This window comes from Gordonia jacobaea (assembly GCF_965344965.1).
Lineage (GTDB): Bacteria > Actinomycetota > Actinomycetes > Mycobacteriales > Mycobacteriaceae > Gordonia > Gordonia jacobaea.
This window is the reverse complement of the sequence record NZ_CBDRLS010000002.1, coordinates 316,330-338,075: the sequence shown is the minus strand read 5'-3', so window position 1 is coordinate 338,075 and position 21,746 is coordinate 316,330. Positions and strand designations below refer to the sequence as shown.

At 65.5% G+C, this 21,746-nt stretch carries 22 protein-coding genes and 1 pseudogene; 11 read left to right on the top strand and 12 right to left on the bottom strand.

The window, feature by feature from the left end; translation table 11 throughout:
* Window positions 1–28: 28 nt before the first annotated feature.
* Both merB and merA read right to left on the bottom strand, forming a co-directional pair.
* A complete protein-coding gene (gene merB, locus ACRVY7_RS07700; RefSeq protein ID WP_017681707.1) occupies window positions 29–1,150 on the bottom strand; it encodes an organomercurial lyase MerB in 1,122 nt (373 codons plus the stop codon).
* 34 nt (window positions 1,151–1,184) lie between these two features.
* Window positions 1,185–2,621 (bottom strand): mercury(II) reductase, encoded by a 1,437-nt coding sequence (gene merA / locus ACRVY7_RS07695; RefSeq protein ID WP_005195274.1) that lies wholly within the window; start codon window positions 2,619–2,621, stop codon window positions 1,185–1,187.
* A 122-nt stretch (window positions 2,622–2,743) separates the two neighbouring features.
* Here merA and ACRVY7_RS07690 point away from each other — a divergent pair, with 122 nt between their 5' ends.
* From ACRVY7_RS07690 to ACRVY7_RS07660, 7 genes are all read left to right on the top strand, one after another.
* Window positions 2,744–3,130, top strand: coding sequence for an ArsR/SmtB family transcription factor (locus ACRVY7_RS07690; RefSeq protein WP_004018626.1), 387 nt, complete (start codon window positions 2,744–2,746; stop codon window positions 3,128–3,130).
* Window positions 3,127–3,450: a hypothetical protein gene (locus ACRVY7_RS07685; RefSeq protein ID WP_005180211.1), complete on the top strand. Its 324-nt coding sequence runs from the start codon at window positions 3,127–3,129 to the stop codon at window positions 3,448–3,450. Before ACRVY7_RS07690 ends, ACRVY7_RS07685 begins: the two co-directional genes overlap by 4 nt.
* An 87-nt stretch (window positions 3,451–3,537) precedes the next feature.
* Window positions 3,538–4,053: a TlpA family protein disulfide reductase gene (locus ACRVY7_RS07680; protein WP_005180213.1), complete on the top strand. Its 516-nt coding sequence runs from the start codon at window positions 3,538–3,540 to the stop codon at window positions 4,051–4,053.
* Window positions 4,053–4,415: a hypothetical protein gene (locus ACRVY7_RS07675; RefSeq protein WP_235194086.1), complete on the top strand. Its 363-nt coding sequence runs from the start codon at window positions 4,053–4,055 to the stop codon at window positions 4,413–4,415. Before ACRVY7_RS07680 ends, ACRVY7_RS07675 begins: the two co-directional genes overlap by 1 nt.
* Window positions 4,412–4,957, top strand: coding sequence for a cytochrome C biosynthesis protein (locus ACRVY7_RS07670; RefSeq protein ID WP_235194085.1), 546 nt, complete (start codon window positions 4,412–4,414; stop codon window positions 4,955–4,957). Before ACRVY7_RS07675 ends, ACRVY7_RS07670 begins: the two co-directional genes overlap by 4 nt.
* Window positions 4,958–5,023: 66 nt before the next feature.
* Complete coding sequence (locus ACRVY7_RS07665; protein WP_005206419.1) at window positions 5,024–6,403, top strand: dihydrolipoyl dehydrogenase family protein; 1,380 nt, start codon at window positions 5,024–5,026, stop codon at window positions 6,401–6,403.
* Window positions 6,404–6,570: 167 nt separating this feature from the next.
* Window positions 6,571–7,521, top strand: a complete 951-nt coding sequence (locus ACRVY7_RS07660) for a tyrosine-type recombinase/integrase (RefSeq protein ID WP_005195278.1) — start codon at window positions 6,571–6,573, stop codon at window positions 7,519–7,521.
* Here the strand turns inward: ACRVY7_RS07660 and ACRVY7_RS07655 are convergent.
* From ACRVY7_RS07655 to ACRVY7_RS07640, 4 genes are all read right to left on the bottom strand, one after another.
* Entirely contained in the window at window positions 7,462–8,304 is an 843-nt protein-coding gene (locus tag ACRVY7_RS07655; protein ID WP_431816616.1) for a ParB/RepB/Spo0J family partition protein, read from the bottom strand. The two genes, ACRVY7_RS07660 and ACRVY7_RS07655, sit on opposite strands and share 60 nt — an antisense overlap.
* 98 nt (window positions 8,305–8,402) lie before the next feature.
* On the bottom strand, window positions 8,403–8,681 hold the full coding sequence (locus tag ACRVY7_RS07650) for a hypothetical protein (protein ID WP_431816615.1): 279 nt from the start codon (window positions 8,679–8,681) through the stop codon (window positions 8,403–8,405).
* Window positions 8,682–8,708: 27 nt separating this feature from the next.
* On the bottom strand, window positions 8,709–8,936 hold the full coding sequence (locus ACRVY7_RS07645; protein WP_431816614.1) for a hypothetical protein: 228 nt from the start codon (window positions 8,934–8,936) through the stop codon (window positions 8,709–8,711).
* A gap of 416 nt (window positions 8,937–9,352) precedes the next feature.
* Window positions 9,353–9,829, bottom strand: coding sequence for a PaaI family thioesterase (locus ACRVY7_RS07640; RefSeq protein WP_006896186.1), 477 nt, complete (start codon window positions 9,827–9,829; stop codon window positions 9,353–9,355).
* Window positions 9,830–9,943: 114 nt separating this feature from the next.
* On the opposite strand from ACRVY7_RS07640, the gene ACRVY7_RS07635 reads away from it, so the two are divergent.
* Both ACRVY7_RS07635 and ACRVY7_RS07630 read left to right on the top strand, forming a co-directional pair.
* The gene (locus ACRVY7_RS07635) at window positions 9,944–10,570 is read left to right on the top strand and encodes a TetR/AcrR family transcriptional regulator (RefSeq protein ID WP_006896187.1); all 627 of its coding nucleotides are present in this window, start codon (window positions 9,944–9,946) and stop codon (window positions 10,568–10,570) included.
* An 86-nt stretch (window positions 10,571–10,656) separates the two neighbouring features.
* Window positions 10,657–13,698, top strand: coding sequence for an MMPL/RND family transporter (locus ACRVY7_RS07630; protein WP_238423070.1), 3,042 nt, complete (start codon window positions 10,657–10,659; stop codon window positions 13,696–13,698).
* Window positions 13,699–13,736: 38 nt separating this feature from the next.
* Here the strand turns inward: ACRVY7_RS07630 and ACRVY7_RS07625 are convergent, their stop codons facing one another.
* The 4 genes and pseudogenes from ACRVY7_RS07625 to ACRVY7_RS07610 all read right to left on the bottom strand — a co-directional run bounded on the left by ACRVY7_RS07625 (window position 13,737) and on the right by ACRVY7_RS07610 (window position 18,963).
* Complete coding sequence (locus ACRVY7_RS07625) at window positions 13,737–14,960, bottom strand: IS110 family RNA-guided transposase (protein WP_006896189.1); 1,224 nt, start codon at window positions 14,958–14,960, stop codon at window positions 13,737–13,739.
* 105 nt (window positions 14,961–15,065) lie between these two features.
* Window positions 15,066–16,102, bottom strand: a pseudogene (locus tag ACRVY7_RS07620) (IS481 family transposase).
* Between the two features lie 460 nt (window positions 16,103–16,562).
* Entirely contained in the window at window positions 16,563–18,374 is a 1,812-nt protein-coding gene (locus ACRVY7_RS07615; protein WP_431816613.1) for a DUF4012 domain-containing protein, read from the bottom strand.
* Between the two features lie 166 nt (window positions 18,375–18,540).
* The gene (locus ACRVY7_RS07610) at window positions 18,541–18,963 is read right to left on the bottom strand and encodes a hypothetical protein (RefSeq protein ID WP_431816612.1); all 423 of its coding nucleotides are present in this window, start codon (window positions 18,961–18,963) and stop codon (window positions 18,541–18,543) included.
* Window positions 18,964–19,424: 461 nt separating this feature from the next.
* On the opposite strand from ACRVY7_RS07610, the gene ACRVY7_RS07605 reads away from it, so the two are divergent.
* Window positions 19,425–20,198, top strand: a complete 774-nt coding sequence (locus tag ACRVY7_RS07605) for a hypothetical protein (RefSeq protein WP_431816611.1) — start codon at window positions 19,425–19,427, stop codon at window positions 20,196–20,198.
* Between the two features lie 193 nt (window positions 20,199–20,391).
* Here ACRVY7_RS07605 and ACRVY7_RS07600 read toward each other — a convergent pair whose 3' ends face one another.
* Complete coding sequence (locus tag ACRVY7_RS07600; protein ID WP_431816610.1) at window positions 20,392–20,685, bottom strand: hypothetical protein; 294 nt, start codon at window positions 20,683–20,685, stop codon at window positions 20,392–20,394.
* A 130-nt stretch (window positions 20,686–20,815) separates the two neighbouring features.
* On the opposite strand from ACRVY7_RS07600, the gene ACRVY7_RS07595 reads away from it, so the two are divergent.
* Window positions 20,816–21,238 (top strand): hypothetical protein, encoded by a 423-nt coding sequence (locus ACRVY7_RS07595; RefSeq protein ID WP_431816609.1) that lies wholly within the window; start codon window positions 20,816–20,818, stop codon window positions 21,236–21,238.
* A gap of 22 nt (window positions 21,239–21,260) precedes the next feature.
* Here ACRVY7_RS07595 and ACRVY7_RS07590 read toward each other — a convergent pair whose 3' ends face one another.
* Window positions 21,261–21,629 carry a histone-like nucleoid-structuring protein Lsr2 gene (locus tag ACRVY7_RS07590; protein ID WP_431816608.1) on the bottom strand — a complete coding sequence of 123 codons (369 nt, stop codon included), beginning with the start codon at window positions 21,627–21,629 and terminating at the stop codon, window positions 21,261–21,263.
* Window positions 21,630–21,746: the final 117 nt, after the last annotated feature.

Genomic DNA, 21,746 nt, shown 5'->3' with positions numbered 1-21,746 from the left:
CGCCGGCCCGGATCGGCGGCGGCGCGATCTAGCAGCAGGCGCTGGTTCCGGTGGTCGTGGTCGGGTCGGTGATCGCGTCGGCGAGGGGGCGGGCGAGCTGGTGGTAGGCGTCGGTGACCGGCAGCACCGTCATGCCTGGGAATTTCGCCTGCCAGTGGTGGGCGGCGTCGGAGGTGGCGAGGAACATCTGCGGGTTGCAGCAGGTGGCGCGGAGGTGACCGGGCTGGATCCGGTCGGGGTCGACGAAGGCCACCATCGCGGTGGCCGGTTCCAGGTCGCTGACCCCGGTGACGGGGTCGATGGTCAGGCGCACGGTGGTGCCCGTGATCGGGCAGTCGGATTCGATGCAGGCGGGTGCGCCGATGACGGCGGGGAAGATGAGGGTGTCGGGGGCACACCAGGTGTAGAGCTGGTGGCCACCGACGCTGAACCGGTGCGGGGTCGGGTTGAGGGTCAGGCCCCAGCCGACGATCCGGCCGGCCTCGTCGTATTCGACGTCGGCGCCGATCGGCGTCTGCGCGGGGTCGAGGTCGGGCACTCCCGCGGCGGCGGCGAGTTCGGTGACGGTGACCGGGGTGCCGTGGGCGAGCAGCCGCAGCGCGGCGCGCATCAGCGCCCGGTCCCGGCCGGCGGGCAGGATCTTGGCGAAAACGTCGGCAGTGAGGTTGTCGGTACTCATGGGATCGGACTCCTCGAGGGCGATCGGACAGTGACGGTGCCGACGGTAGGGTCTGTCCCCGGGGTGAGGGTCAAGCCCGTAGCTCGCATCCGCACGGGTCACCGGCCCAGCACAGGTCGTCGGTGGCCAGATGCGCACGGTGTGCGGTTTCGAAGGCGTCGATGCGGTCGAGGATCTGCTCGGCATCGGGCGCAGCCGCTGCCGCGACCGCTGCAGCAGCTCGGCGAGATGGGCGCCGACCGAACGGCCGTGGTCGTCACGGTCGGTGGAGGTGAGCTGGCAGATCTCGGCGATGGTGAGCCCGAGGCCGCGCAGCTCGCCGATGAACCGCACGCACCACTCCGCGTCGTCGGTGTAGAGGCGGTAGCCGGCCGGGCTGCGGCCCAGGGTGTAGATCAGGCCGAGGTCGGTGTACTCGCGCAGCGCCTTCACCGGCACCCCGGTGCGGGCCGAGAGGTCCCCGATCGTCATGTGTCCGTTCATCACTGCCTCCCGTCCGACGGCGTCAGCCTGCGCAGCAGGACAGTTTGGTGACGTCGGTGGTGAAAGTCTGCGCGGTCAGTTTCAGCGCTTCGGCCATGGTCAGGTACGGCGCCCAGGTGTGGGCGAGCCGGTCGACGGTCAGACCCGCGGTCATCGCATAGGTGGCGGCGGTGATCAGGTCCCCGGCGCCGTCGCTGAGGGCGTGCACGCCCATGATCCGGCCGGTGCCGGCTTCGGCGACGATCTTGACCAGGCCGCGGGTGTCCCGGTTGACCAGCGCCCGCGGCACGCTCGACAACCCCAGCACCCGGCACTGGCAGGCCAGCCCGGCCGCGGCGGCTTGCGCGTCGGTCAGTCCGACCGAGGCGATCGCGGGGCTGGTGAACGTCACGCGCGGCACCGTGGTGTAGTCCAGGACGCGATCGGCACCGGCCAGGGCGTTGTCGGCGACCAGGGTGCCCTGCGCGGCGGCCACGTACACGAACTGCGGATCCCCGGCCACGTCCCCGGCCGCCCAGATGCGCGGATTGCTGCTGCGCTGGCGGTCGTCGACCACGACCGCGCCCCGCTCGTCGACGGCGACGCCGACCGCATCCAGGCCCAGCCCGGCGGTGTTGGGGCGGCGGCCGGTGGCCATCAGCACCTGCTCGGCCCGCAGCTCGGTGCTGGCGCCGCCGCCGGTGCGCACAGTCACCACCTTGTGCCCGTCGTCGGCGAGGACCTTCTCGACGGTGGCGGCGGTGAGCACGTCGATGCGCTCGTGGGCGAAGACGGCCTCGAGCGCGGCCGAGATTTCCGGTTCCTCACCCGAGGTCAGCCGGCTACGCGCGATCACCGTGACCTTGCTGCCCAGGCGGGCGAACAGCTGGGCCTGCTCGAGCCCCACATAGCCCGCACCCACCACGATCAGCGACTCCGGCAGCTGCTGGAGGTCCATGGCGGTGGTCGAGGTCAGATACCCGGCCTCAACGAGGCCGTCGATCGGCGGAGCCCAGGGCGCGGCACCGGTGGCGATCAGATACTGGTCGGCCTCGATCACCCGTACACCGCCCTCGGCGCGCGCGACCCGCAGCACGGGTGCCTCGGCGCTGCCGTCGAACACCGCGGTGCCGGAGACGATCTCCCACCCGTAGTCGGCGGCCAGGTCGACATACTTCTCCGCCTGCAGCTGCCCGACCAGCGCGTCCTTGCCCGCGATCAGGGCGGGGAAATCCAGCGGCACCTCGGCGGGGGTGAGCCCGGGGAACCGGCCCGCCGCCTCGGCGGCGTGGCGGGCCTCGGCGGCGGCCAGCAGCGCCTTCGAGGGCACACACCCGACGTTCACGCACGTGCCCCCGACCGTCCCGCGCTCCACCATCACCACCCGTTTGCCGAGGTTGACCGCGGCGATGGCGGCGGCGAACGCCGCCGAGCCGGAACCGATGATCGCCAGATCGGCGCGGGAATCTGTCAAGGTCACGAGGGTGCCTCCTGGTCGGGCAACCGCTGAACCGACAACGGCTGCTATTCGTGTTGACGAATATCTACCGGAACCATATTATGCGTTTATCCGAATAGTTCAAGTCTCGTGGAGGCGATCCCATGGCCCGGTCCACCACCGCCACTGTCACCGTGCCCGGTGCCGAGTCGGCGTGTACGCATCTGGATACGACGGCGAAGTTTTTTCGCGCCCTGTCGGATCCGACCCGGCTCAAGCTCCTCGAATTCATCCTCGCCGGGGAGCGCACCTCCGCCGACTGCGTCGAACACGCTGGCATCTCGCAGCCCCGGGTGTCGGTACACCTGTCCTGCCTGGCCGACTGCGGGTATGTCCTCGCGCGCCGCGACGGGAAGAAACTGCGGTACTCCGTGGGTGATCCGCGGGTAGCTGACCTGGTGATGCTGGCGCGGTCGCTGGCGGCCGACAACTCCGCCGCGCTGGGCTGCTGCCCGCGCATCCCCGCCGCGGACGGTAGTGGGCGGCGATGAACACACCCGACAACAAGGCGATGAACACACCCGACAACGACTCGGGCGGGTTCGGTGGTCTGCTCGCAGTGGCCGGTGGCGTGCTGGTGATGGTCGCCTGCTGCGCCGGTCCCGCCCTGATCGCCGGCGGCGTGCTCGCCGGTCTCGGCGGTGTCTTGACCAGCCCGTGGCTGCTTGCCGCAGGCGTGCTGGTCGTGGCCGCCGCCGTCGGCTACACCCTGCGGCGCCGCGCCCGTAAGGCCACGGGGTGTTGTCCGCCCCGACCCGGATCCCCTCGGTCGGCTCCGGCCGACCGCGACCGGACGGAAACCCCGGCATGACCGTCTCGAACTCTGACACCCCGATGAGCGGTCGCGAGACCGCGCTGACACTCCCTCGCCCCCCGCACGAAAGGCCACTGTCCTCGAATGGCCACTCTGCCACGCTTTCGCCGCCCCGCCCTCGCCGCCGCCGCGCTGGCGCTGTCCGCAGCCCTGGCCCTCACCGGGTGCACCTCGACCGACACGACGGCGCAGGATCCGGTGGCGCCGGTGCAGGTCGACACCGTCACCGGCACCTCCATCAGCGTGCCCGGTGACAAGCCGACCGCGTTGTTCTTCTTCTCCGTCGGCTGCGGCGAATGCGTGGGCGGCGCGAAATCGGTGGCGCAGGCGGCCGGACAACTCGGCGACAAGGCGTCGTTCGTGCTGGTCGACATGGATCCGGGTGAATCCGCGCAGACGGTGGCCGGGTTCCAGGACTTCACCGGCACCCAGGCGCTGCCCGCCGTGATCGACACCGGCGCCACCCTCACCACACGACTCTCGGTGGCGTCGCTCTCGACGCTGGTCGTGGTCGATCCGGCGGGCAAGGTCACCTACCGCGCCACCGACCCGTCCGCCGACCAGATCACCACCGCACTGCGCGACGCGGGAGCGGCGTGATGGGCGGACTGCTGGCGCTGGCGTTCACCGCCGGGATGCTCGCCCCGGTCAACCCGTGCGGATTCGCGCTGCTGCCCGCCTGGATCACCCACACCCTCGGCGACACCACCACCGACGCGTTCCCGGTCCGCATGGCGCGCGCCCTGCGCGCCGGGACCGCGCTCACCCTCGGATTCGCGGGCACCCTCGCCGCGGCGGGCCTGGCCGTCAGCGCCGGCGCCCGCGCGCTCATCGCCGCGGCCCCCGCCTCGGCCTGGCCGTCGGCGCGGCGCTGGCGGTGCTCGGGCTGGTCATGCTCACCGGCCGTGGCCTTGGCCTGCGCCTGCCCCGCCGCGCTCAGCGCCCGCCCCGCGCATCGATGACCACCACCGGTATGGTGGCCGCCGGTGCCGGCTATGCGGCCGCGTCGCTGTCGTGCACCTTCGGGGTGCTGCTCGCCGTGATCGCCCAAGCCCAGGCCACCGCCGGATGGGCAGCGCTGCTGGTGGTGTTCGCCGTCTACGCCGCCGGGGCCGCGACGGTCTTGCTGCTGGTCAGCCTCGCCACCGCCGCGGCGGGCACCGCTGCCACCCGCTACCTCGCGGTGCTCGCCCGCCACGGCACCCGCATCACCGCCGTCGTGCTCGTCGCTACCGGCGCCTACCTCGTCTGGTATTGGTGGCCCGCCGCTATCGGCAGTACCGGTGGTGCCGCGATGGGCTCCACCGCCTGGTCCGCCGCGGTGAGCATCTGGATTCAAAACCACACCGGCACGGTCATCATTCTCGCCGTGGCGGCCGTGGCCGCCACGCTTGCCGCCACCGTCGTTGCCCGCAACACCCGGGCCCGACACCGCGACGCCACCCCCGACAACGACTGCTGCGCCCCCGCACCCGCCACAATCGAGGAGAAACACGCGCGCTGACCGCGCCGACCGGTCGACTGCCGTACCCCTTCCAGAGCGATTCGATCGAGGAAAGGCACCGAGCACATGAGCGAACGCTACGACACCCTGGTACTCGGCGGCGGCATGGCCGGCCTGCCGCTCGCGCTGCGCGCGGCCCGGCACGGCCGCGTCGCGTTCGTGGAGAAAGAACTGCTCGGCGGGACCTGCCTCAACCGCGGCTGCATCCCCACCAAGACCATGATCGCCTCCGCCGCCGTGGCGCACCAGGCGCGCCGCGCCGCCGAATTCGGGGTCCGCCTACCCGGACCGGTCACCGTCGATTTGGCCGCCGTGGTCGACCGCAAGAACACCATCGTCGACTCCATCCGCGCGGGCTCCTACCGCACCGTCGAGAAATCAACGGACCTCGACTTCTACCACGCCACAGGACATTTCACCGCACCCCGCACACTCACCGTCGACGGCACCGACCTGACCGCCGACCGGATCTTGCTGGTCACCGGCACCCGCAGCACCATCCCCGCCATCGACGGCCTCGACACCGTCCCCTACTTCACTTCCCGCACCCTGCTGGACCTCACCGACCTGCCCTCACATCTGCTCGTCGTCGGCGGAGGCTACGTCGGCTGCGAGTTCGCCCAAATGTTCCGGCGATTCGGCTCCGAGGTCACCCTCATCCAACGCGCCGACCGGCTGCTGCCCGGCGAGGACCCCGACATCTCCGCCGCCGTCAGAGAGGGCATGACCGCCGACGGCATCACCGTGCTCACCGGCACCACCTGCACCGCGGCCACCGGCACCACCGGGAACATCCGGCTCGGCTGCACCGGCAGCGAAGCCGACGACATCACCGGCAGCCACCTGCTGATCGCGACAGGACGCACCCCCAACAGCGACAATCTCGGCCTCGAGTACCTCGGTCTCGAACCCGACCCACAGGGCTTCCTCACCGTCGACGCCTCCCTGCGCACCGACGCCGAAAATGTTTGGGCGCTCGGCGATCTGCGCGGCGGGCCCATGTTCACCCACACCGCCCGCGACGACGCCGACATCGTCTACCGCACCATATTCCGAAGCCAGGACCGCACCACAACCGGGCGCATCGTGCCTCACGCGGTGTTCACCGACCCCGAAGTCGGCGCCGTCGGGCTCACCGAACCTGCCGCCCGCGCCGCCGGCTACGACGTCGTCGTCGGGCGCCAGGACTTCACCGGCGTCGTGAAAGCCCGCGCCATCGGCAACACCCGCGGCCTGGTCAAATTCGTCGCCGACGCCGCCACCGACCGTATCCTCGGCTGCCACATCGCCGGACCCGACGGCGGGAACCTCGTTCACGAGGCCGTCATCGCCATGACCACCGGCGCCACCTACACCCAACTCGCCCAAGCCATCCACATCCACCCCACCCTCGCCGAAGCGGTCAACACCGCCGCCGGCGGCGTCCACCGCGAAATCGGCGCATAGACACCCCATGAGCATCGCCCGGTACTCGGGTGAGGCCATTTTCCGACTGCCACGGATAACACCCTGTTATCTGTAGCATCATGACATCCGGCCTGCGCCGACTCCGCTCCGGCGGTGCGCGACGCGGACCTGTTATCTGCGGCAAGCCCAGTGAGGGAGGTACCACCGTGCCGTCCGGGATCACCGTCCGCGCCGCCGGCGACAGCTTCCTCGACTCGATCGGCTCCCCGAACACCCGCCGCGCCTACGGCATCGCCGTCGACAAGACCACCGCCACGCTCGGCGAGACCCGGCGGCTGGCCGACGTCGCCGACGATGAGATCGGTGAAACCCTCGAAACCCTGTGGGGCTCCTCAGCAGTCAACACCTGGAACGCCCGCCGCGCCGCGGTCGCGTCGTGGCTGGCGTGGTGCCGCGAGCACGGCCACACCGCCCCGGCGGTCCCGGCCTGGGTGAAACGCTCCACTCCACCGGACTCCACCACCCCGGTGCACTCGCGCACCGCGATCGACCGGCTCATCGCCCGCCGCGACATCGACCTCCGGGAGAAGACGCTGTGGCGGATGCTCTACGAAACCTGCGCCCGCACCGAGGAACTGCTCCAGGTCAACATCGAGGACCTCGATCTGGCCGGGCGGTGTTGCCCGGTGAAGTCCAAGGGCGCCAAGCCCCGCACCCGCCGCCGCGGTGCCACCTACCACGAGTACGCGCACGAGCTCGTGTACTGGGACGCGGGCACCGCCCGGCTCCTGCCACGCCTCACCAAGGGCCGCACCCGCGGACCGCTGTTCGTCACCCACCGCCGACCGGGCCCCGGAAAGGCCGCCGCCGACCGGGACATCTGCCCCGACACCGGGCTGGCCCGGCTGTCCTACGGCCAGGCCCGCGCCGTGCTGGATGCCGCCACCGCGACGAATGGGCCCGGCACCGGTTGGGATCTGCACGAACTTCGGCATTCCGGCCTGACGCATCTCGGCGAGGCCGGTGCCAGCCTGGTGGAGCTGATGGCCAAGTCCCGCCACCGCAAACCCGAGAACCTACGCCGCTACTTCAAACCCTCACCGGCAGCCATGCGCGGCATCACCAGCCTCATCGGCCCCGACCGCAGCCACCGATAGCGGCCACCAACAAGAGCGTCCGTCTACCCGCTGACCAGGCACTACGCGAACTTCGTTGTTTTTTGCGCCATTACTACCGTGACCCCTCACCGCCGCGATCCCCTCGGCCGCGTAGGCCGCGACCTGGGCCAGCAGGGCGGGCCGCTCGTCGGCCTCGGCCAGTACCTTGGCCTGGAACTCGAACCGTCCGCTGTGTGCGGCGGTGATGAGCCATTGCTGGGCCTCGGGGTCGTGGTCGTAGGCCGCCAGCGTCGCCGACTGCTCCAACGTCAGCCCTGCGCCTTGGTCGAGCAGGTCGAGGGTGGTCGCCGACTTCGCGACCGCCAGGGTGTGGTCCACGTCCTTCTTCTTGGTGCGGGTGGCCTTGGCGATCTTGGTCGCCGACATCCCGGCCAACGCCAGCTGCTCGATCGCGGCCACCCGGTCTGATGCACGCAGTTCTTCGCGCTCGAAACTGGCCAGTTGCTCCAGGATTCGGTCCACGGTCAGCGCTTTGTCGTCGGCGTCGCTGGCGACGGGCACGACGTAGACCGGGACGCTGGCCAGTCCGGCCTGCCGCGCTGCCAGCGTGCGGCGCTGCCCGTCGCGCACGCGGACCTGCCCGTCGATCTCGACGGCCAGGATCGGCTGGCGGACGCCGTCGCGGACCGAGTCGATGAACTCAGGCGTGAGGGTGGCTTCGGCTTCGGTGCGGATGTTGGTGTCGATGACCAGATCGGCCGGGGCGAGGTGGCGCAGCTCGCCGGTCGCCACGGTCGTGGCGGTGGTGGTGTTGTGTGTCATGGGGTTTCTCCCTTACTGTGGTGGGTGAGACCCCGGTCAGGTATCAGCTGACCGGGTTTTCTGTTGTCCGCGTGCCGATTTGCGACGCGGAAGCTCTTCTAGAGGTCGCCGGACTGTTCCCAGTGGTCCAGTGCGTCGGCGGCGGCGTCGGCGGGGGACCAGTCGTCGTCGTAGACGTCGCGCCATCCCCAATCGGGGAAGTCGCGGTGGTCGAATCCTCCGGTGCGCTCGCGGATGATGCGGTCGACGGCGTACAGCCACACCGCGCACTCGCGGTCACCGTCGACCTCTTCGAGGCGATGGGGTTCGTGCGCGGCGATCTGGTCGGCGAAAGCGTCAACCTTGGCGGGGTCTTTGGTGGCGATCCAGGCATTCATCGTGTGGTTCCTTTCGCAGTTCAGGGGCTAGTCGTGGGTGAAGATGCGGCCTGCGCCGAGCTGGTCGAGTCCGCAGCATTCACACAGCCAGTAGCCGGGCGGGTCGATGTCGTCGGCGGGCACCAGGTAGCCGTGATCAGCCATGAACGCCAGGACCTCGGCGGTGCTCTCGGTGTCGAGGCCGCTCATGTCGCCGTTGGCGACGGCGACAGCGCAGCTGGTGCACAGCTGGTAGACGGTGGTGGCGATGCTCATGGTGACCCTCCCGTTGTGAGTGCTGGTTTGCGTTTGCACCGGCCATCTCTTTGCCGAAGCGAGTGGGCCGCAAGGGTGTTCACAGTGAAAAAGTCATCCGGGCCGCAGGCCTGAAACCCGTAGGGCGGATGAGTTTTTCACGGCCCTTGCGGCACGGGAGTGGAGGTAAGAGAATGCGGCGATGCAACGCAAACCAACTCAGCCCGAAGGGCGTCACAGCGCGGCGCAGCCGCATCCGATGAGGTGACGGCGCAGCCGGCAGACAGACCTCGACCCGTTCCTGCCGGCGACTCAACGACTGGGCGGCGAGTAGGCCGGACCAACCCGGCACTCGGGATCTCAATGCGGGTGCGCAAGGATGGGCCAGCTGGTGGATGCGGGGCGACTCTTCTGCTTGGTGGCGTGCCTGGCGGTCGCTAGTCGGCCTGAAAGAATCTGGTGATGAGGTCTGCTGTGGCGCCCCAGTCTCCGTGACGAAGAAAATGACTCAAGTCGACCTTTACGAAGACCGCTTCTGCGGCGAAATAGGTTGTGTCGCCGACAGTACCGTTGGCTTCGATGAAGAGCGCGCGGTCGGTTTCGTCGACGAGGGAGGCGGTGATGTGCACGGGGGTGTGCAGTGGGACCGGGCGTCGATACTCCACGGTGAGGGTTCGGGTGACTGCGGGTGTCTCGGCGATCCACAGGGTGAAACCCATGATGTCATCGCATGCCGCTGAGATGGCTCCGCCGTGGGCGAGTCCCGGGGCTCCTGAGTGGCGCTCGTCGAATTGCAGGTCGGCGTAGACGTGGTCGCCGTGCAGGTGTACCTCGAGGTGCAGGCCATTGGGGTTGTCTTCGCCGCATCCCATGCACCATGGTGCGTGTGCTGGTAGTGGTTTGTCGCCCCTCATAAGTGACCTTTCTGAGCCTTCAATCGGTACCGCCACTGGCAGTTTCGCTCTGTTACCGACGGTATTGTTGTGCAGTCAGGGGTTCGTGATTTTGGCTATATAGGGAGTGGCCAGGTGGAAACCATCGATTCCGACGATGTTGACCCGAGGCGGGTTCGGTCGCGTCAGCGTTTGTTGGATGCTGCGGTGACCTTGCTGAACAGTGGCGGGGTCGAAGCCGTTACCGTGGAGGCGGTCACTCGACTGTCTCGTGTTGCTCGCACCACCTTGTATCGTCACTTCGAGAGCTCCACAGATCTGGTGGCGGCTGCCTTCGAGCGATTGTTGCCTCAGGCCGAGACCCCCGAGACGACGACGTCGATCCGTGATGACCTGCTGAAGCTGATGCAGCGGCAGGCTGAGCTTATTGAGCAGGCACCGCTGCAGTTGACGACGCTGGCATGGTTGGCAATGCTTCCCGAGCAGCCCCGGCAATCCGGGCAATCCGACGGGGATCAGAACGCGCTCGCGCCACTGCGTCGTCGAGTCGTCGAGCAGTATCGAGAACCATTCGATCGAGTTTTGACGAGTGACGTGGCCACGGCGGAGCTCGGCGACCTCGATTTGACCATGGCAGTCACTCAACTGGCGGGCCCCCTTGTCTTTGCCAAGCTCACGGGCATTCGGTCGATGACCGTTGGCGATCTCGAACAGCTTGTCGACGATTTCCTCATGGCCCACCGGCGACACCAAACCTCCTGACCTCCTTCCCCATCTACGGTACTGCTAGTACCGTAACGATACCGTCGGTTTCGTAGACGGGCTGGGTCGAGGGTGAGGTGCTGCGTATGGTGGTCCAACGTCCAAGTGGTGGGCGCTTGGCGGCGCGCCGGTTGGCGGAACGCAGCGAGTACAGCACGACATTGGGGCGGTTGGCACGGTTCACCTTGGCGCACAGATTCCTCGTCATCGGGGCGTGGGTGGCTGTGGGTATCGTCTTGGCGATACTGTTTCCCCAGCTGGAGACGGTGGTGCGGCAGCAGTCTGTTGATCCGATCCCTGCTGGGGTTCCATCGTTTCAAGCACTCGATCAGATGGGTGGTGCGTTCGGTGAGAAGGGCGCCAAGACCACTGTTTTCGTGACCATGGAGAACCCGAACGGGTTCACCGACGTGGCGCGGGAACGCTACGACATGCTCGTTCTGCAGTTGCGCGAAAATTTCGACGATGTGCAGTCAGTGCGGGATTTGCTCTCCGATCCGACGACGGCCGGCCAGGCCTTGAGTGAGGACGGGCAAGCCTGGTACTTGCCTGTCGGGGTCACCGGAACTTTGGGAGGGCCAACGGCCACGCATGCTGTGGAGACCGTGCGCCAAACCGCGCAGCGCGTGTTTGACGGTACGGACACCACTGTCCATGTCACCGGGCCGACGGCCACTTTCAGTGACCAGATCGTCAGTGCTGAAAGCGATTTAGTCGTGATCACTGTGGCGACGGTGGCGCTTATCGCGATCATTCTGTTGATCGTTTACCGATCGCTGTTCACCGCGCTGGTGCCGTTGTTGGTGATCGGTGTCAGCCTCGGCGTGGGCCGCGGGGTCTTGTCCGCACTCGGCGAACTCGGTATGCCGGTATCGCAGTTCACCGTCGCGTTCATGACCGTCATCCTGCTCGGAGCCGGGGTCGACTACTCAGTCTTTTTCATCAGTCGCTATCACGAACGGCTACGCCAGGACGCTACCACTGAGGTTGCGCTCGTGGACGCGACAGCAACTATCGGACGGGTCATCCTGGCTTCAGCTGCCACGGTGGCGCTGGCCTTTTTGGCGATGGTGTTTGGTCAGCTGAGCGTGTTCTCCACCTTGGGTCCGGCATGCGCGATCGCCATCCTCATCGGATTCCTCGCCACGGTCACCCTGCTACCACCGGTGTTGCTGTGGGCGGCGCGATTCGGCTGGGGCGCACCCAGACGAGATCTGACCCGAAAGTACTGGAATCGCGTCGCCGTGCTCGTCGTGCGGCGTCCTGTGCCTCTGCTGGCACTAACCCTGGTCGGGCTAATCGTGCTTAGCGTCTTCGCGATGGGCATCCAGATCACCTTCGACGATCGTGAGGGGCAGCCCGCGACAACCGACAGCAACGAAGGCTACGCGTTGCTCGACCGTCATTTCCCTCAAGACGTCACTATCACTGAGTTCCTCGTTGTAGATGCACCGATCGATCTCCGTACTGCCAGCGGGCTGGCCGATCTTGAGCAAATGGCCTCACGTGTATCCCAGATCCCCGGAGTGACTCGAGTCATCGGTGTTACCCGTCCCACCGGGGACAAGCTCGAGCAAGCCGAGCTGTCCTGGCAGAACGGTCAGATCGGGGACCGGCTGGCGGGTGCGGTCGACGATGGCCAGAACCGCCGAGGTGACCTCGAACAGCTCCGTACCGGCGCATTCCAACTCGCCGACGGGCTTACTCAGCTCGACACCCAGGTACGCACCAACTTGGCCCCCCTGGCCGGCATCCTCGATAAGGCAAGCACAGCAGGGCAGCAAATTCAGCAGTACCAGCCGATACTCCGCCAACTCGCCGCATCTGCACCAGCGCTCGATCGCGCTTCTCAGAATGCCCCACAGCTGGCCGCGCTCACCCGCCAAACATCTGCAGCCCTGGCAACAGTGACCTCGATCCTGCCCATCCTCGATAATGCGCCCTGGTGCACCCAAGTCCCGCAGTGCGCAGCTCTGCGCGCGCAGACCCGCAATCTCGACGCCCTACTGAGCAACGGGACCCTCGACCAGATCGCCACGCTGTCAACACAACTCGCGCAGCTGGATACACCGATCTCAACAGTCACCGACCAACTCACTTCCACCGTCAACTCACTGGGCTCCACGCTGGGAAGCATCAGCAGCCAAGACCTTCCCGGCAAGCTCACCCAACTGCAAACAGGTATCAGTCAACTCGCGGCGGGATCACGCCAACTCGCCGCCGGTGTATCCGCGCTGATCGACAGCAACCTTCAACAACTCGCCGGGATGGCCGCGCTAGCCACACAACTACAAACCTCCGCCCGCGAGACCGCCGGAACAAACTCAGCAACCGGCTTCTACCTCCCACCTCAGGCCAACGCAGACCGCCGTTTCGTCGACGTCGCTCGCCAGTTCGTCTCGCCCGACGGCCATACCGTGCGCTACGCAATACAAACCAGCTTCGACCCCTACAGCACCGAGGCCATGCAACTGGCCGACACAATCACCGATGTCGCACTCGCCGCCAGACCGAACACAACCCTGCAGGACTCCAACATCGCGATAGCCGGGTTCCCCGCCATCAACGCCGATCTGCAACGTCTACTCACCGAAGACTTCCGACTCCTAGCGTTGGCCACCCTCACCATCGTCGGCCTGATCCTGATACTCCTACTCCGAGCACTCATCGCGCCGCTATACCTTCTGGGCACCGTCATACTCAACTACACCGCGGCACTGGGTATCGGTGTCCTGATCTTTCAACACATCCTCAAAACCGATATCGCCTGGCCCGTACCACTACTGGCCTTCATAGTCCTCGTCGCGGTCGGCGCCGACTACAACATGCTTCTTATCTCTCGCCTACGCGAAGAATCCCAAAACAACATCCGCATCGGCGTCCTGAGAACCGTCACCAACACCGGATCAGTCATCACCTCGGCCGGCCTCATCTTCGCTGCCAGCATGTTCGGACTCATGGCCGGATCCATCTCGATCATGACCCAGGTCGGACTCATCATCGGCATCGGCCTGCTGCTCGACACCTTCATCGTCCGCACCATCGTTGTGCCGACCATCGCCACACTTGTCGGCAGAGCAAGCTGGTGGCCGAGTACCCGAACCGACACGCATCCAGTGTCCCGCTAGTACGCACGCACGTGCCGAGATCTGACCGGCCCCGCCAGTCATCCAGCCATCGCGCCCACCTCATCGACTGACACCCGCTCGACGGTCGGCCGCGGCAACCACACCCTACCGTCGCGGATCAGTGCCCAGACCACGTCAACCAGACGTCTAGCGAGAGCGATGAGAGCGTGGACGTGGGAACGCTTCTCGCGTCGTTTGCGCTGGTAGAACTCGCGGGACGGGCCGTCGCGTTGCGAGCTGTTGAGTGCGGCCATGTAGAACACCTTGCGAAGTCCTCTGTGGTAACGCTGGGGTCTACGCAAGGCTCCCCGGCGGTTACCGGAGTCGTGCGGTACCGGAGCAAGACCGGCGTAGGCGGCGAGTCTGGCGGGCGAGCCGAACGAAGTGAGGTCGCCGCCGGTGATCGCGACGAGCTCAGCGCCGCTTCGGGTGCCGATGCCTGGCACGGATTCGAGAATCCGTGCGTGACGGTGGCGGCGGAACACCTCGGTGATCTGCTTATCCAGGTCGGCGATCTGACGGGTCAGCATGACCAACGAGGTAGCCGCGTGTTGCACCAGTAGGGCTGTGGTCGCCTCGCCAGGCAGGGTGACGGTCTGCGCGGCCGCCGCGGCACGGGCTTTGTCGATCATCTTCGGGATCGTGGGTCGGCGGACGCCGTGACTGCGCAGGTGGTCGTAGATCTCGTCGTCAGAGACCGCAGCGATCGCAGATGGCGTGGCGAAGCGGGTGAGGAACGTTAGACCGGTCAGTGTCGAGTAGTCGAAACACCGTTCTAGTGCAGGGAAGATGCGGGTCAGCAGGCCGCGCAGGCGGTTGATGCCTCGCGTACGTTCAGCGACGAGGTCGTTGCGATGTCCGGTCAGCAGGTCGAGTTCGATCGCGACGTCGTCGGGCGCCGAGACGGTGGCGAGATCGCCACGTAGGCGGGCTGTCTGGGCGATCACGACCGCATCGCGGGCATCGGTCTTGCCCTCACCCGCGAACGCACCGGTCATGCTGTGCACGACCCGGCCGGGCACGTAGCGGATCTGCTGGCGCCGCGCAGCCAGCACACCCCTCAGCAGCGCCGATTCCGGTGCGGTCATGTCGATCGCCCACACCACGAATTTCATGTCGGCGACCCGGTCCATGAGCGCTTCGATCGCCGGTTGATCGTTGGGAAGCCGCCGAGACCACAGCACCGTTCCCGCCTCATCGACCGCGGCGGCGTGATGCGCATGCCGACCGACATCAATTCCTACCCAGATCTTTTCGTCCATACTGTCCTTCCGTGTGCGGTTGGCTCGTCAGGGTGGTTTCGCCGGCACACCTTTACACAGCGACAAGTTCGCGAACACATCTCAATCAGCGGCCGAAACGACCCGTCACGGTCCGGGGTGACCTTCCACGCCAAGCCACCAGCGACAACAGGTGATTGTCGAGCCACGCCCCGAACCGCGGACGAACGTCCGAGGCGACCGCCCCGGACGTACTCCAACGTAAAGGTGATTGTGGTGATGCAGCCAGATAGGGAACTGTAGGCAGCGTTCGGTGTCGCTGGTATAGAGACGGTCGTAGGCCCATTCGTCGGCCAGGGTGCGGTGAAACCGTTCGACCTTGCCGTTGGTTTGCGGCCGATACGGCCGGGTTCGACGGTGGATGATCGATGGTCCGAGCGCATCGGCGTAGGCATGCGACTTGTAGCAGGAATCGTTGTCGGTCAACACTTTCCGCACCCCGGTACCGCACTCGGCAAACCACTGCTCGGCACGAAGCCAGAACTCGGCGGCGGTCTCTTTGCGTTCATCGGCCAGGATCTCCGAGTACGCCAACCGTGAGTGGGCATCGATGGCGGTGTGCAGGAAGTGATAGCCGCGCATGGGGTTCCGGTACTTGTTCTGTTTCCCGCTGCTCTTGTCGGCTCGGCTGTTACGGCGGCGGGCGGTGCGGCCGAGTTTGCGCCAGCCACCGCCGGCAGGGATCTTGCCGAATTTCTTGACGTCGACATGCACCAGCTCACCCGGGTGATCAGCGATCATACGGCGGATCACGCGCCCGGTCGGATGGTCCAGCCAGCGCAAACGCGCCAGTCCGTAGCGAGAGAGCACCCGGTGCACAGTGGAAGGGTTCAGGCCGAGTAGGTAGGCGATGCGGGCTGGTCCCCAGCGTAGGACGCGGATGTTGATGATGCTTCGTTCGGTGCGGGTCGGTGTGCGATGGGGACTGCGGTGCGGGCAGCTGCTGCGATCGACCATCCGGGCCGACCCGTGTTCGCGCGGTAGCGGCGGGCCCAGCGTTGGGCGGTGGTGGGTGTGACCTGAAAGCGTTCAGCGGCACGGCGAATTGACCAGCCGTCCTGCACGACACATCGAGCAAGACGTAGCCGACCGAGTTCGGTCAGTGGGGCGTTACGGTAGGACACGAAGACCTCCGAGTTGAGCGGTGCTTACCTAGGCAGTTCGCACTTCACTCGGAGGTCTTCGTCATGTCATCCCGCCACGCCGTACCTAACGTCCGTGGTTCGTACAACTAGACCGGCCTTTCAGCAGCGCCGTTGGCAGTATCGGCAGCGGATCACCAGTTGCGGCAACTCGAGTGATTTCGCGAAGCGGTCTGCGGGTCGTGACCAGCAGATCGGCGACGGTGCAGGCCCGGCGACGTGTTCGAGGTTCGAGGTCGCCGTGGTGCGAACGTCGAGCGCGGACTGTGCACGATCTGACCGTGTTCGTCGACGATGCCTGGTCTCGCAAGTTTGTGTGTGAACACTCGAAAAGCCTGTACAAGCTGCCACCCTCAGGAATGGGTGTAGGGTCTCCGGTTTGGACCAGTTGGTGAACGTGAGTGCTGGTGGCCCTAGTTCTTTCGCGTTTATTCGCTATGCGCTATTCGGAGCACGCGGGGACGGACACTTTAGGACTGGGATTGTCGACGAGCGGCTGTACCGGTACCTGTGCCTCGCCAGGCGTGCTGGGTTCGGTCAGTTCGAACGTCAATTCTGCGGTCTCGCCGGGTGGTACGGCGAACGTGGCTTCAAAGGTGGGGTGGCCGCGTTCAGTTGAACCGATGACCTGCACGGGCGAGCCGTTCACCTTCACACTGACGACCTCGGCGCCCGTTGTGGCGAGGAGACGCACGGAGGTGATCATCGAACCGCGCGGAACGCCTGAGGCCAAGCCCGGTAGAAATCCCATCTTGCCCACTACATAGTCGGGTAGTCCCGACGTGTCTTTGATCGTGTTGGTCAGCCGGATGGTCGCGGTCGATCTTCGTGTGCCGGGGGTGCAACCCTCTGCGCTGTATTCGATTTGGCGAGTCAGGTAGTAGTCCATCTTGTTGCCGCCAAGATTGTTGACGACGAACTGCGCGTGCGGAGCACGATCGTTGGCAACGGTGTTGGCGAGCGGGGTCTGCTCGAGTTGCTCCTGCTCCTCGGGCGAGGCGCTCCACACGGAGATCCGGTGTTCGCCGACGCCGCGCCCGAGCGCGCGCAGCACCTCCTGCGGAGACTCGAGGGGCCCGGTCACCTTCTTGACCACCTCGATTGCGATGCCCTGCAGATACTGCTTACGAGCAGCCTGGTCATCGGGATACCGGGTATAGGCCGTCGACTCTGTCAGTTCGACGACGTTGTCCTTGGTGATCACCTCGCCGTCGGGCATCGTGACCGGTCCGGTAGCGCCAAGAATGTAGCTCAGCGCAATGGGGTCCAGGGCGATGACGCCATCGACGTCTGTGCCGGACTGCTGCTTCCACATCGACTTCCAGATTTGAGCTGCGTAGGGAAAATGCGCGCTCTGATTGCTGTTTCGGAAGTCGGTGCTCGGGTTGGTGTAGCCGTACTGTTCCTCATACTCCGGCCCGAGGGAGAGCGGCGTGAACGTCTTGTTGAGCTCGCTGTTGGCGCCAAGGTCGTCGACTGTCGGTTTGCCGTCGTTGAATCGCAGGATGCCGAATCCGCCCAGGAGGCCGCCTGTGCCGCGCGCCTCGGCATTCGTCTGGAATGCCATGAAGTATGACCGCGGACCGTCGGCGCCGAGCATTGCAGGGCCAATGTTTGCCGCAATCGAAGTATTCTTCAGCAGCGTCGCTATGTCGGCAGTTTGCGATTGGACCTGCGTCCGTGCGGTATCGAGAGCAGAGACATAATGCGGATTCTGTATCGCTCGTGCGTCTTTATCGAGTCGGGTTGCGGCTGCGGAAATCTTTGTGAGTTCGGACGCTTCATCGCGCAATTTGGCCACATCGACGCGCCCGCCGGCAAGCAGTGAACCGGGCGCAACGGTGGCGCCCATCTGCGATGCAGGCTTCAGGACCTCGGAGGTCAGGCCGGCGGCAACGTCGGATATCTGTTGCCCGGTCTTGAGTGGGCTGCCGAGCCACGGGACGGCTGCTGCCACGCTCCACGACACCGAGTGAGTGGTGTCTTTCGCGTCCTGGGCGTGCTGCTCCGCCTGACCAGCCAGCTTCGACGCCGACGACATGTCTTCATGCAGCAGAGAATCTTTGGACTGTTGCGACTGCGTGCGGGCCTGCTCGAGGTTGCTCTTGACCGACTGCGCCTGAAACACGAGCCACACGCAGTACGCCACGACGATAACGAGCACTGCTACCCCGGCAATCACGAGATTGCGTCGCCTGAAGATGTCGCTCGTAGTCGTTGTGTTCTCGTTGGTCGCCTTAGAACCGTCGGTCAAGTCGTCATTATTCGACCGACGCGGGGAGAGTCCCACTGAAGTTAGTTCCCTGCACTAGGGCGCCGTCGAAGTCTCGGCGCATGATGAGCACAAATCGTGAAATCCGCATAAAAATACTCGCCAGTCCACGTGGTCACATGAACTGACGAGTATTTTTCACATCTGTTTACGTGCCGTACGGGCCGACCCTGGTGATCCTCGCAATGGTGTTCGCGATGAAGGTGAAGATCGAGCCGATACGGTTGAGGCCAATGGCCTTGAAGACCTGCCCGGTTGCTGCAAGGGTCACGTAAGTGACGGTGCCGACGACGCTGGCTACGCCCCGCGTCCAGTAGGAGACGCTCTGCCTGAACTGCTGGCCGGCGGTCCTGAATCCCTGAACGAGGTAGCAGCCGAAGTTGTTCGGTTGGCAGTTGCTGAGGGGCTGTGCCGCTGCCGTGGGTGCAGCAGACGCCTTGACGACGTAAGGAACACCCTTGGTGATGTATGCAACTTGCGCTGCAGGCGCCGCGGCGGCGATGGGCGCTGAATGCACGACTGCGGGAGTGAACGCGGCAGCGGAAGCGACTGCTACGGCCGCAGCGCCCATACGCATCCTTGAGGAGAATCTGGTTTTGACTGTGGGCGCAAATGCAGTAGCCATGAGGCCTCCGGGTGAGCTCTGATCTGGGGGCGCCCACAGCGGTGTGGACTCGCCTTAGCGGCAGCTAAGAATTGCACTCAGATTGTCATAGGGCCTCAATGTTGTCAACACGGAAACCGCCGGTCGAAAGCATTTCGCACGTGTACGACTCGCATGCTGCCCTGCGGTTCTCGCGGACGGTTTGCTCGGCTTCGCAAGGGTGTCCTCCAAAGGGGCTACACGGTGTAGGTCCGCCGCTGCGGTAGTGAGCAGGCTATCGATTCGTTTGGCGGCCTAGGAATCCTCAGCTACTCCATTCTGTTGCACTATCTTCGCCTTTCTGATGCGCGGCACTGCCCATGCGTGGCGGTTGCGGTGCCTACCCTGCAACTAAGCCGACAACCCGGGGCCAGGCCGAAGCCGAAGGGGTGATCGTCGTGGCGCAGAAGCATCGCGGAGTGATCGCAACGATGTCGGCCGCCCTGTGCGTTTTGTTCGCGCTGGTCGGATGTGGAGTGACCACCGAGTCAGGGACTGCAGTCTCGGCGGCGCCCGCGCCCAGCGACCACGTTCCGACAGACTTCAACACGACGTTCCGGTGGATCCCGGGTGGTGCGCTCGACCTCTCGGGCCCCGAGGGCACGTTTGTTCGCGCCTTCGTCGAATCGTTCGAGATCGCGAACGCCGCGCAGTCGACGAGCTGGGGATATCCGGGGTTCTCCGACGCCGCGCCGTCGAACATTGATCAGATGATCACGGTGTATCCGTCGAAGGTGTCGGATGCCAAGCCATCGGTCGGGACTGTGTTCTTCTCGGCGCTGCGTCGTGAAGACAGTGCGTACGGGACGCGAATTGTGTTGTGTCGGTATGGGTATTCGTCGGTGCGAAACGGCAGCGGCGCGTCGCCGTGGAGCTCGCGGGTTGATACGCCGCGACCGGTTGAAATCGACTTCCGACAGCAGGCCAGCGCGCCGCCGGTCAGAGTGCGGGGATCGCAACGGACGCCAGGTGGCAACGTCTTCGGCGGGTGGTACGTCTCGCGCTACGACTTTGCCGCGGTCTATCCGAATCCGACTGCAGACCAGCGGGCGTGCGCGTCGAATGTTCCTGCGTCGGTGCCGAATCGGGCGGCGAGCCAGGGCGCGCAGCCGTGGGCGCCTATGACTCCGAGCCCCGGGTGGTCGGCGAGCAACGATCTTTGAGGTGGTCTCGACAGGCTCGACCAGCGGCGGGGGGCTCGACCAGCGGCGGGGGGCTCGACCAGCGGCGAGGGGCTCGGCCAGCGGTTGGGGGTGGTCTCGACAAGCTCGACCAGCGGTGGGGCGCTCGACCAGCGGTTGGGGGTGGTCTCGACAGGCTCGACCAGCGGTTAAGGCGCTCGATCAGCGGGTGGGCTTAGCCGTTGGGGGTGTGCCGCCGGTCGGGCGAGTTGCGGCGCATCCGCTCGTAGGAGGAGCCGGCGATCCAGAATGCGACCAGCGACAGCAGATCGGACTCGGTGACGCCGTGTCGCGAGGAGAATGCGATCAGGGTGGCTCCCTCGATGGGGCCATTCCAGATAATCCAGGCGACAGCGACGCCTGCCAGCACCAACGACGCACGCCCTGATGGCCTCATGAGCGCCCACAACCCGCTGGCGAACAAGAGATTGAGAAGGACAAGGGCGTGGAAGAAGTCGGGGGCGCGCACTCGATAGATTGTGCCGCGTGGTGAGCACGACAAGCCGGTCTGACGTCGGTAGACACGCTGAATCACAAATGTGTCTCACATAGTCGATAGTCTGAGCGCGTCGCACCGCCGATATCCACGGGGAGAGTGAATGGCACGCAATACGCGCTCAGTTTGGATGATCCGCGCGGCAGTCGTTGCTCTGATTACGGCGGGAGCCTCGGTTGGCGCCATGCCCGCGCATGCTGACGCCGCGGTGCGCACCTTGACGGTCGCGCAACCCGGCGGAACCGGTAAATACGGCGCGGGTTGCACGTACACACTTACCGCGCGGGTGACAAACGATGACCCGGTGACATTCTCTGTCCGGCAACCGACGCGGCTGGCCAATGGAAAGCTATTGCGATTCACCTTCGACGTCGTGCCACGCAAACACGTCGCGATTTTCCACTGGAGTCCTGTTGTGGAAGGACGCTTCGTACTTGGTGCGCGGCAAGGGGATTCGCCCTGGAAACTGCGCGGTGCCGATGTCGGACGGCGGTTGGATCTGGGAAGTTCTTGCTCGGGGATCTGAGCTGATCCCCGAGCGTGGTGCATCAGTGAGCGGCTTCGAACGCTTCTACAATTTCCTTGGGAAGCCGACCGCGAGGCCCTACCTCGTAGCCCTCTTCGATTGCCCACTCCCGAATATCACTGGTCGACGCCACCGACTTGGACGGGCCGGATGACTTCTTTGTGGTCACACGAGGCGCCGTGGACTGCTTGCGACCACCAATCCTGGTGGAGGCCTCAAGGAGTTTGGCGACGGTGACACGGCCGTTCTCGACCTTGTCGAGATTTGCGCTGGAAATATCGAGCTGATACTCAACGCCGAGCCAGGACCACAACACGGTATGAACGTCGTCGAGATCAATCTCCCGACCGTCGAGATCATCAACAAATGCGACTGAGCGGATGGTTGCCATGTGTCGAGGTTAACCGATGACCTCGGGCATTAGAGGGACGGACACGTAGAACGGCTAGAAGCCGCTGCCGCTCGAGTATTCTGAATAGGGAATTTTCGGTATACGAACCGCAAATTC

Excerpts from the sequence above, each read along its gene's own strand:
- merB (WP_017681707.1), bottom strand. The coding sequence starts at position 1,150 with ATGACGATCGGGGACCTCTCGGCCCGCACCGGGGTGCCGGTGAAGGCG.
- ACRVY7_RS07690 (WP_004018626.1), top strand. The coding sequence starts at position 2,744 with ATGGCCCGGTCCACCACCGCCACTGTCACCGTGCCCGGTGCCGAGTCG.
- ACRVY7_RS07685 (WP_005180211.1), top strand. The coding sequence starts at position 3,127 with ATGAACACACCCGACAACAAGGCGATGAACACACCCGACAACGACTCG.
- ACRVY7_RS07680 (WP_005180213.1), top strand. The coding sequence starts at position 3,538 with ATGGCCACTCTGCCACGCTTTCGCCGCCCCGCCCTCGCCGCCGCCGCG.
- ACRVY7_RS07675 (WP_235194086.1), top strand. The coding sequence starts at position 4,053 with ATGGGCGGACTGCTGGCGCTGGCGTTCACCGCCGGGATGCTCGCCCCG.
- ACRVY7_RS07670 (WP_235194085.1), top strand. The coding sequence starts at position 4,412 with ATGACCACCACCGGTATGGTGGCCGCCGGTGCCGGCTATGCGGCCGCG.
- ACRVY7_RS07665 (WP_005206419.1), top strand. The coding sequence starts at position 5,024 with ATGAGCGAACGCTACGACACCCTGGTACTCGGCGGCGGCATGGCCGGC.
- ACRVY7_RS07655 (WP_431816616.1), bottom strand. The coding sequence starts at position 8,304 with ATGACACACAACACCACCACCGCCACGACCGTGGCGACCGGCGAGCTG.
- ACRVY7_RS07650 (WP_431816615.1), bottom strand. The coding sequence starts at position 8,681 with ATGAATGCCTGGATCGCCACCAAAGACCCCGCCAAGGTTGACGCTTTC.
- ACRVY7_RS07645 (WP_431816614.1), bottom strand. The coding sequence starts at position 8,936 with ATGAGCATCGCCACCACCGTCTACCAGCTGTGCACCAGCTGCGCTGTC.
- ACRVY7_RS07640 (WP_006896186.1), bottom strand. The coding sequence starts at position 9,829 with ATGAGGGGCGACAAACCACTACCAGCACACGCACCATGGTGCATGGGA.
- ACRVY7_RS07630 (WP_238423070.1), top strand. The coding sequence starts at position 10,657 with ATGGTGGTCCAACGTCCAAGTGGTGGGCGCTTGGCGGCGCGCCGGTTG.
- ACRVY7_RS07625 (WP_006896189.1), bottom strand. The coding sequence starts at position 14,960 with ATGGACGAAAAGATCTGGGTAGGAATTGATGTCGGTCGGCATGCGCAT.
- ACRVY7_RS07610 (WP_431816612.1), bottom strand. The coding sequence starts at position 18,963 with ATGGGCGCTGCGGCCGTAGCAGTCGCTTCCGCTGCCGCGTTCACTCCC.
- ACRVY7_RS07595 (WP_431816609.1), top strand. The coding sequence starts at position 20,816 with ATGGCACGCAATACGCGCTCAGTTTGGATGATCCGCGCGGCAGTCGTT.
- ACRVY7_RS07590 (WP_431816608.1), bottom strand. The coding sequence starts at position 21,629 with ATGGCAACCATCCGCTCAGTCGCATTTGTTGATGATCTCGACGGTCGG.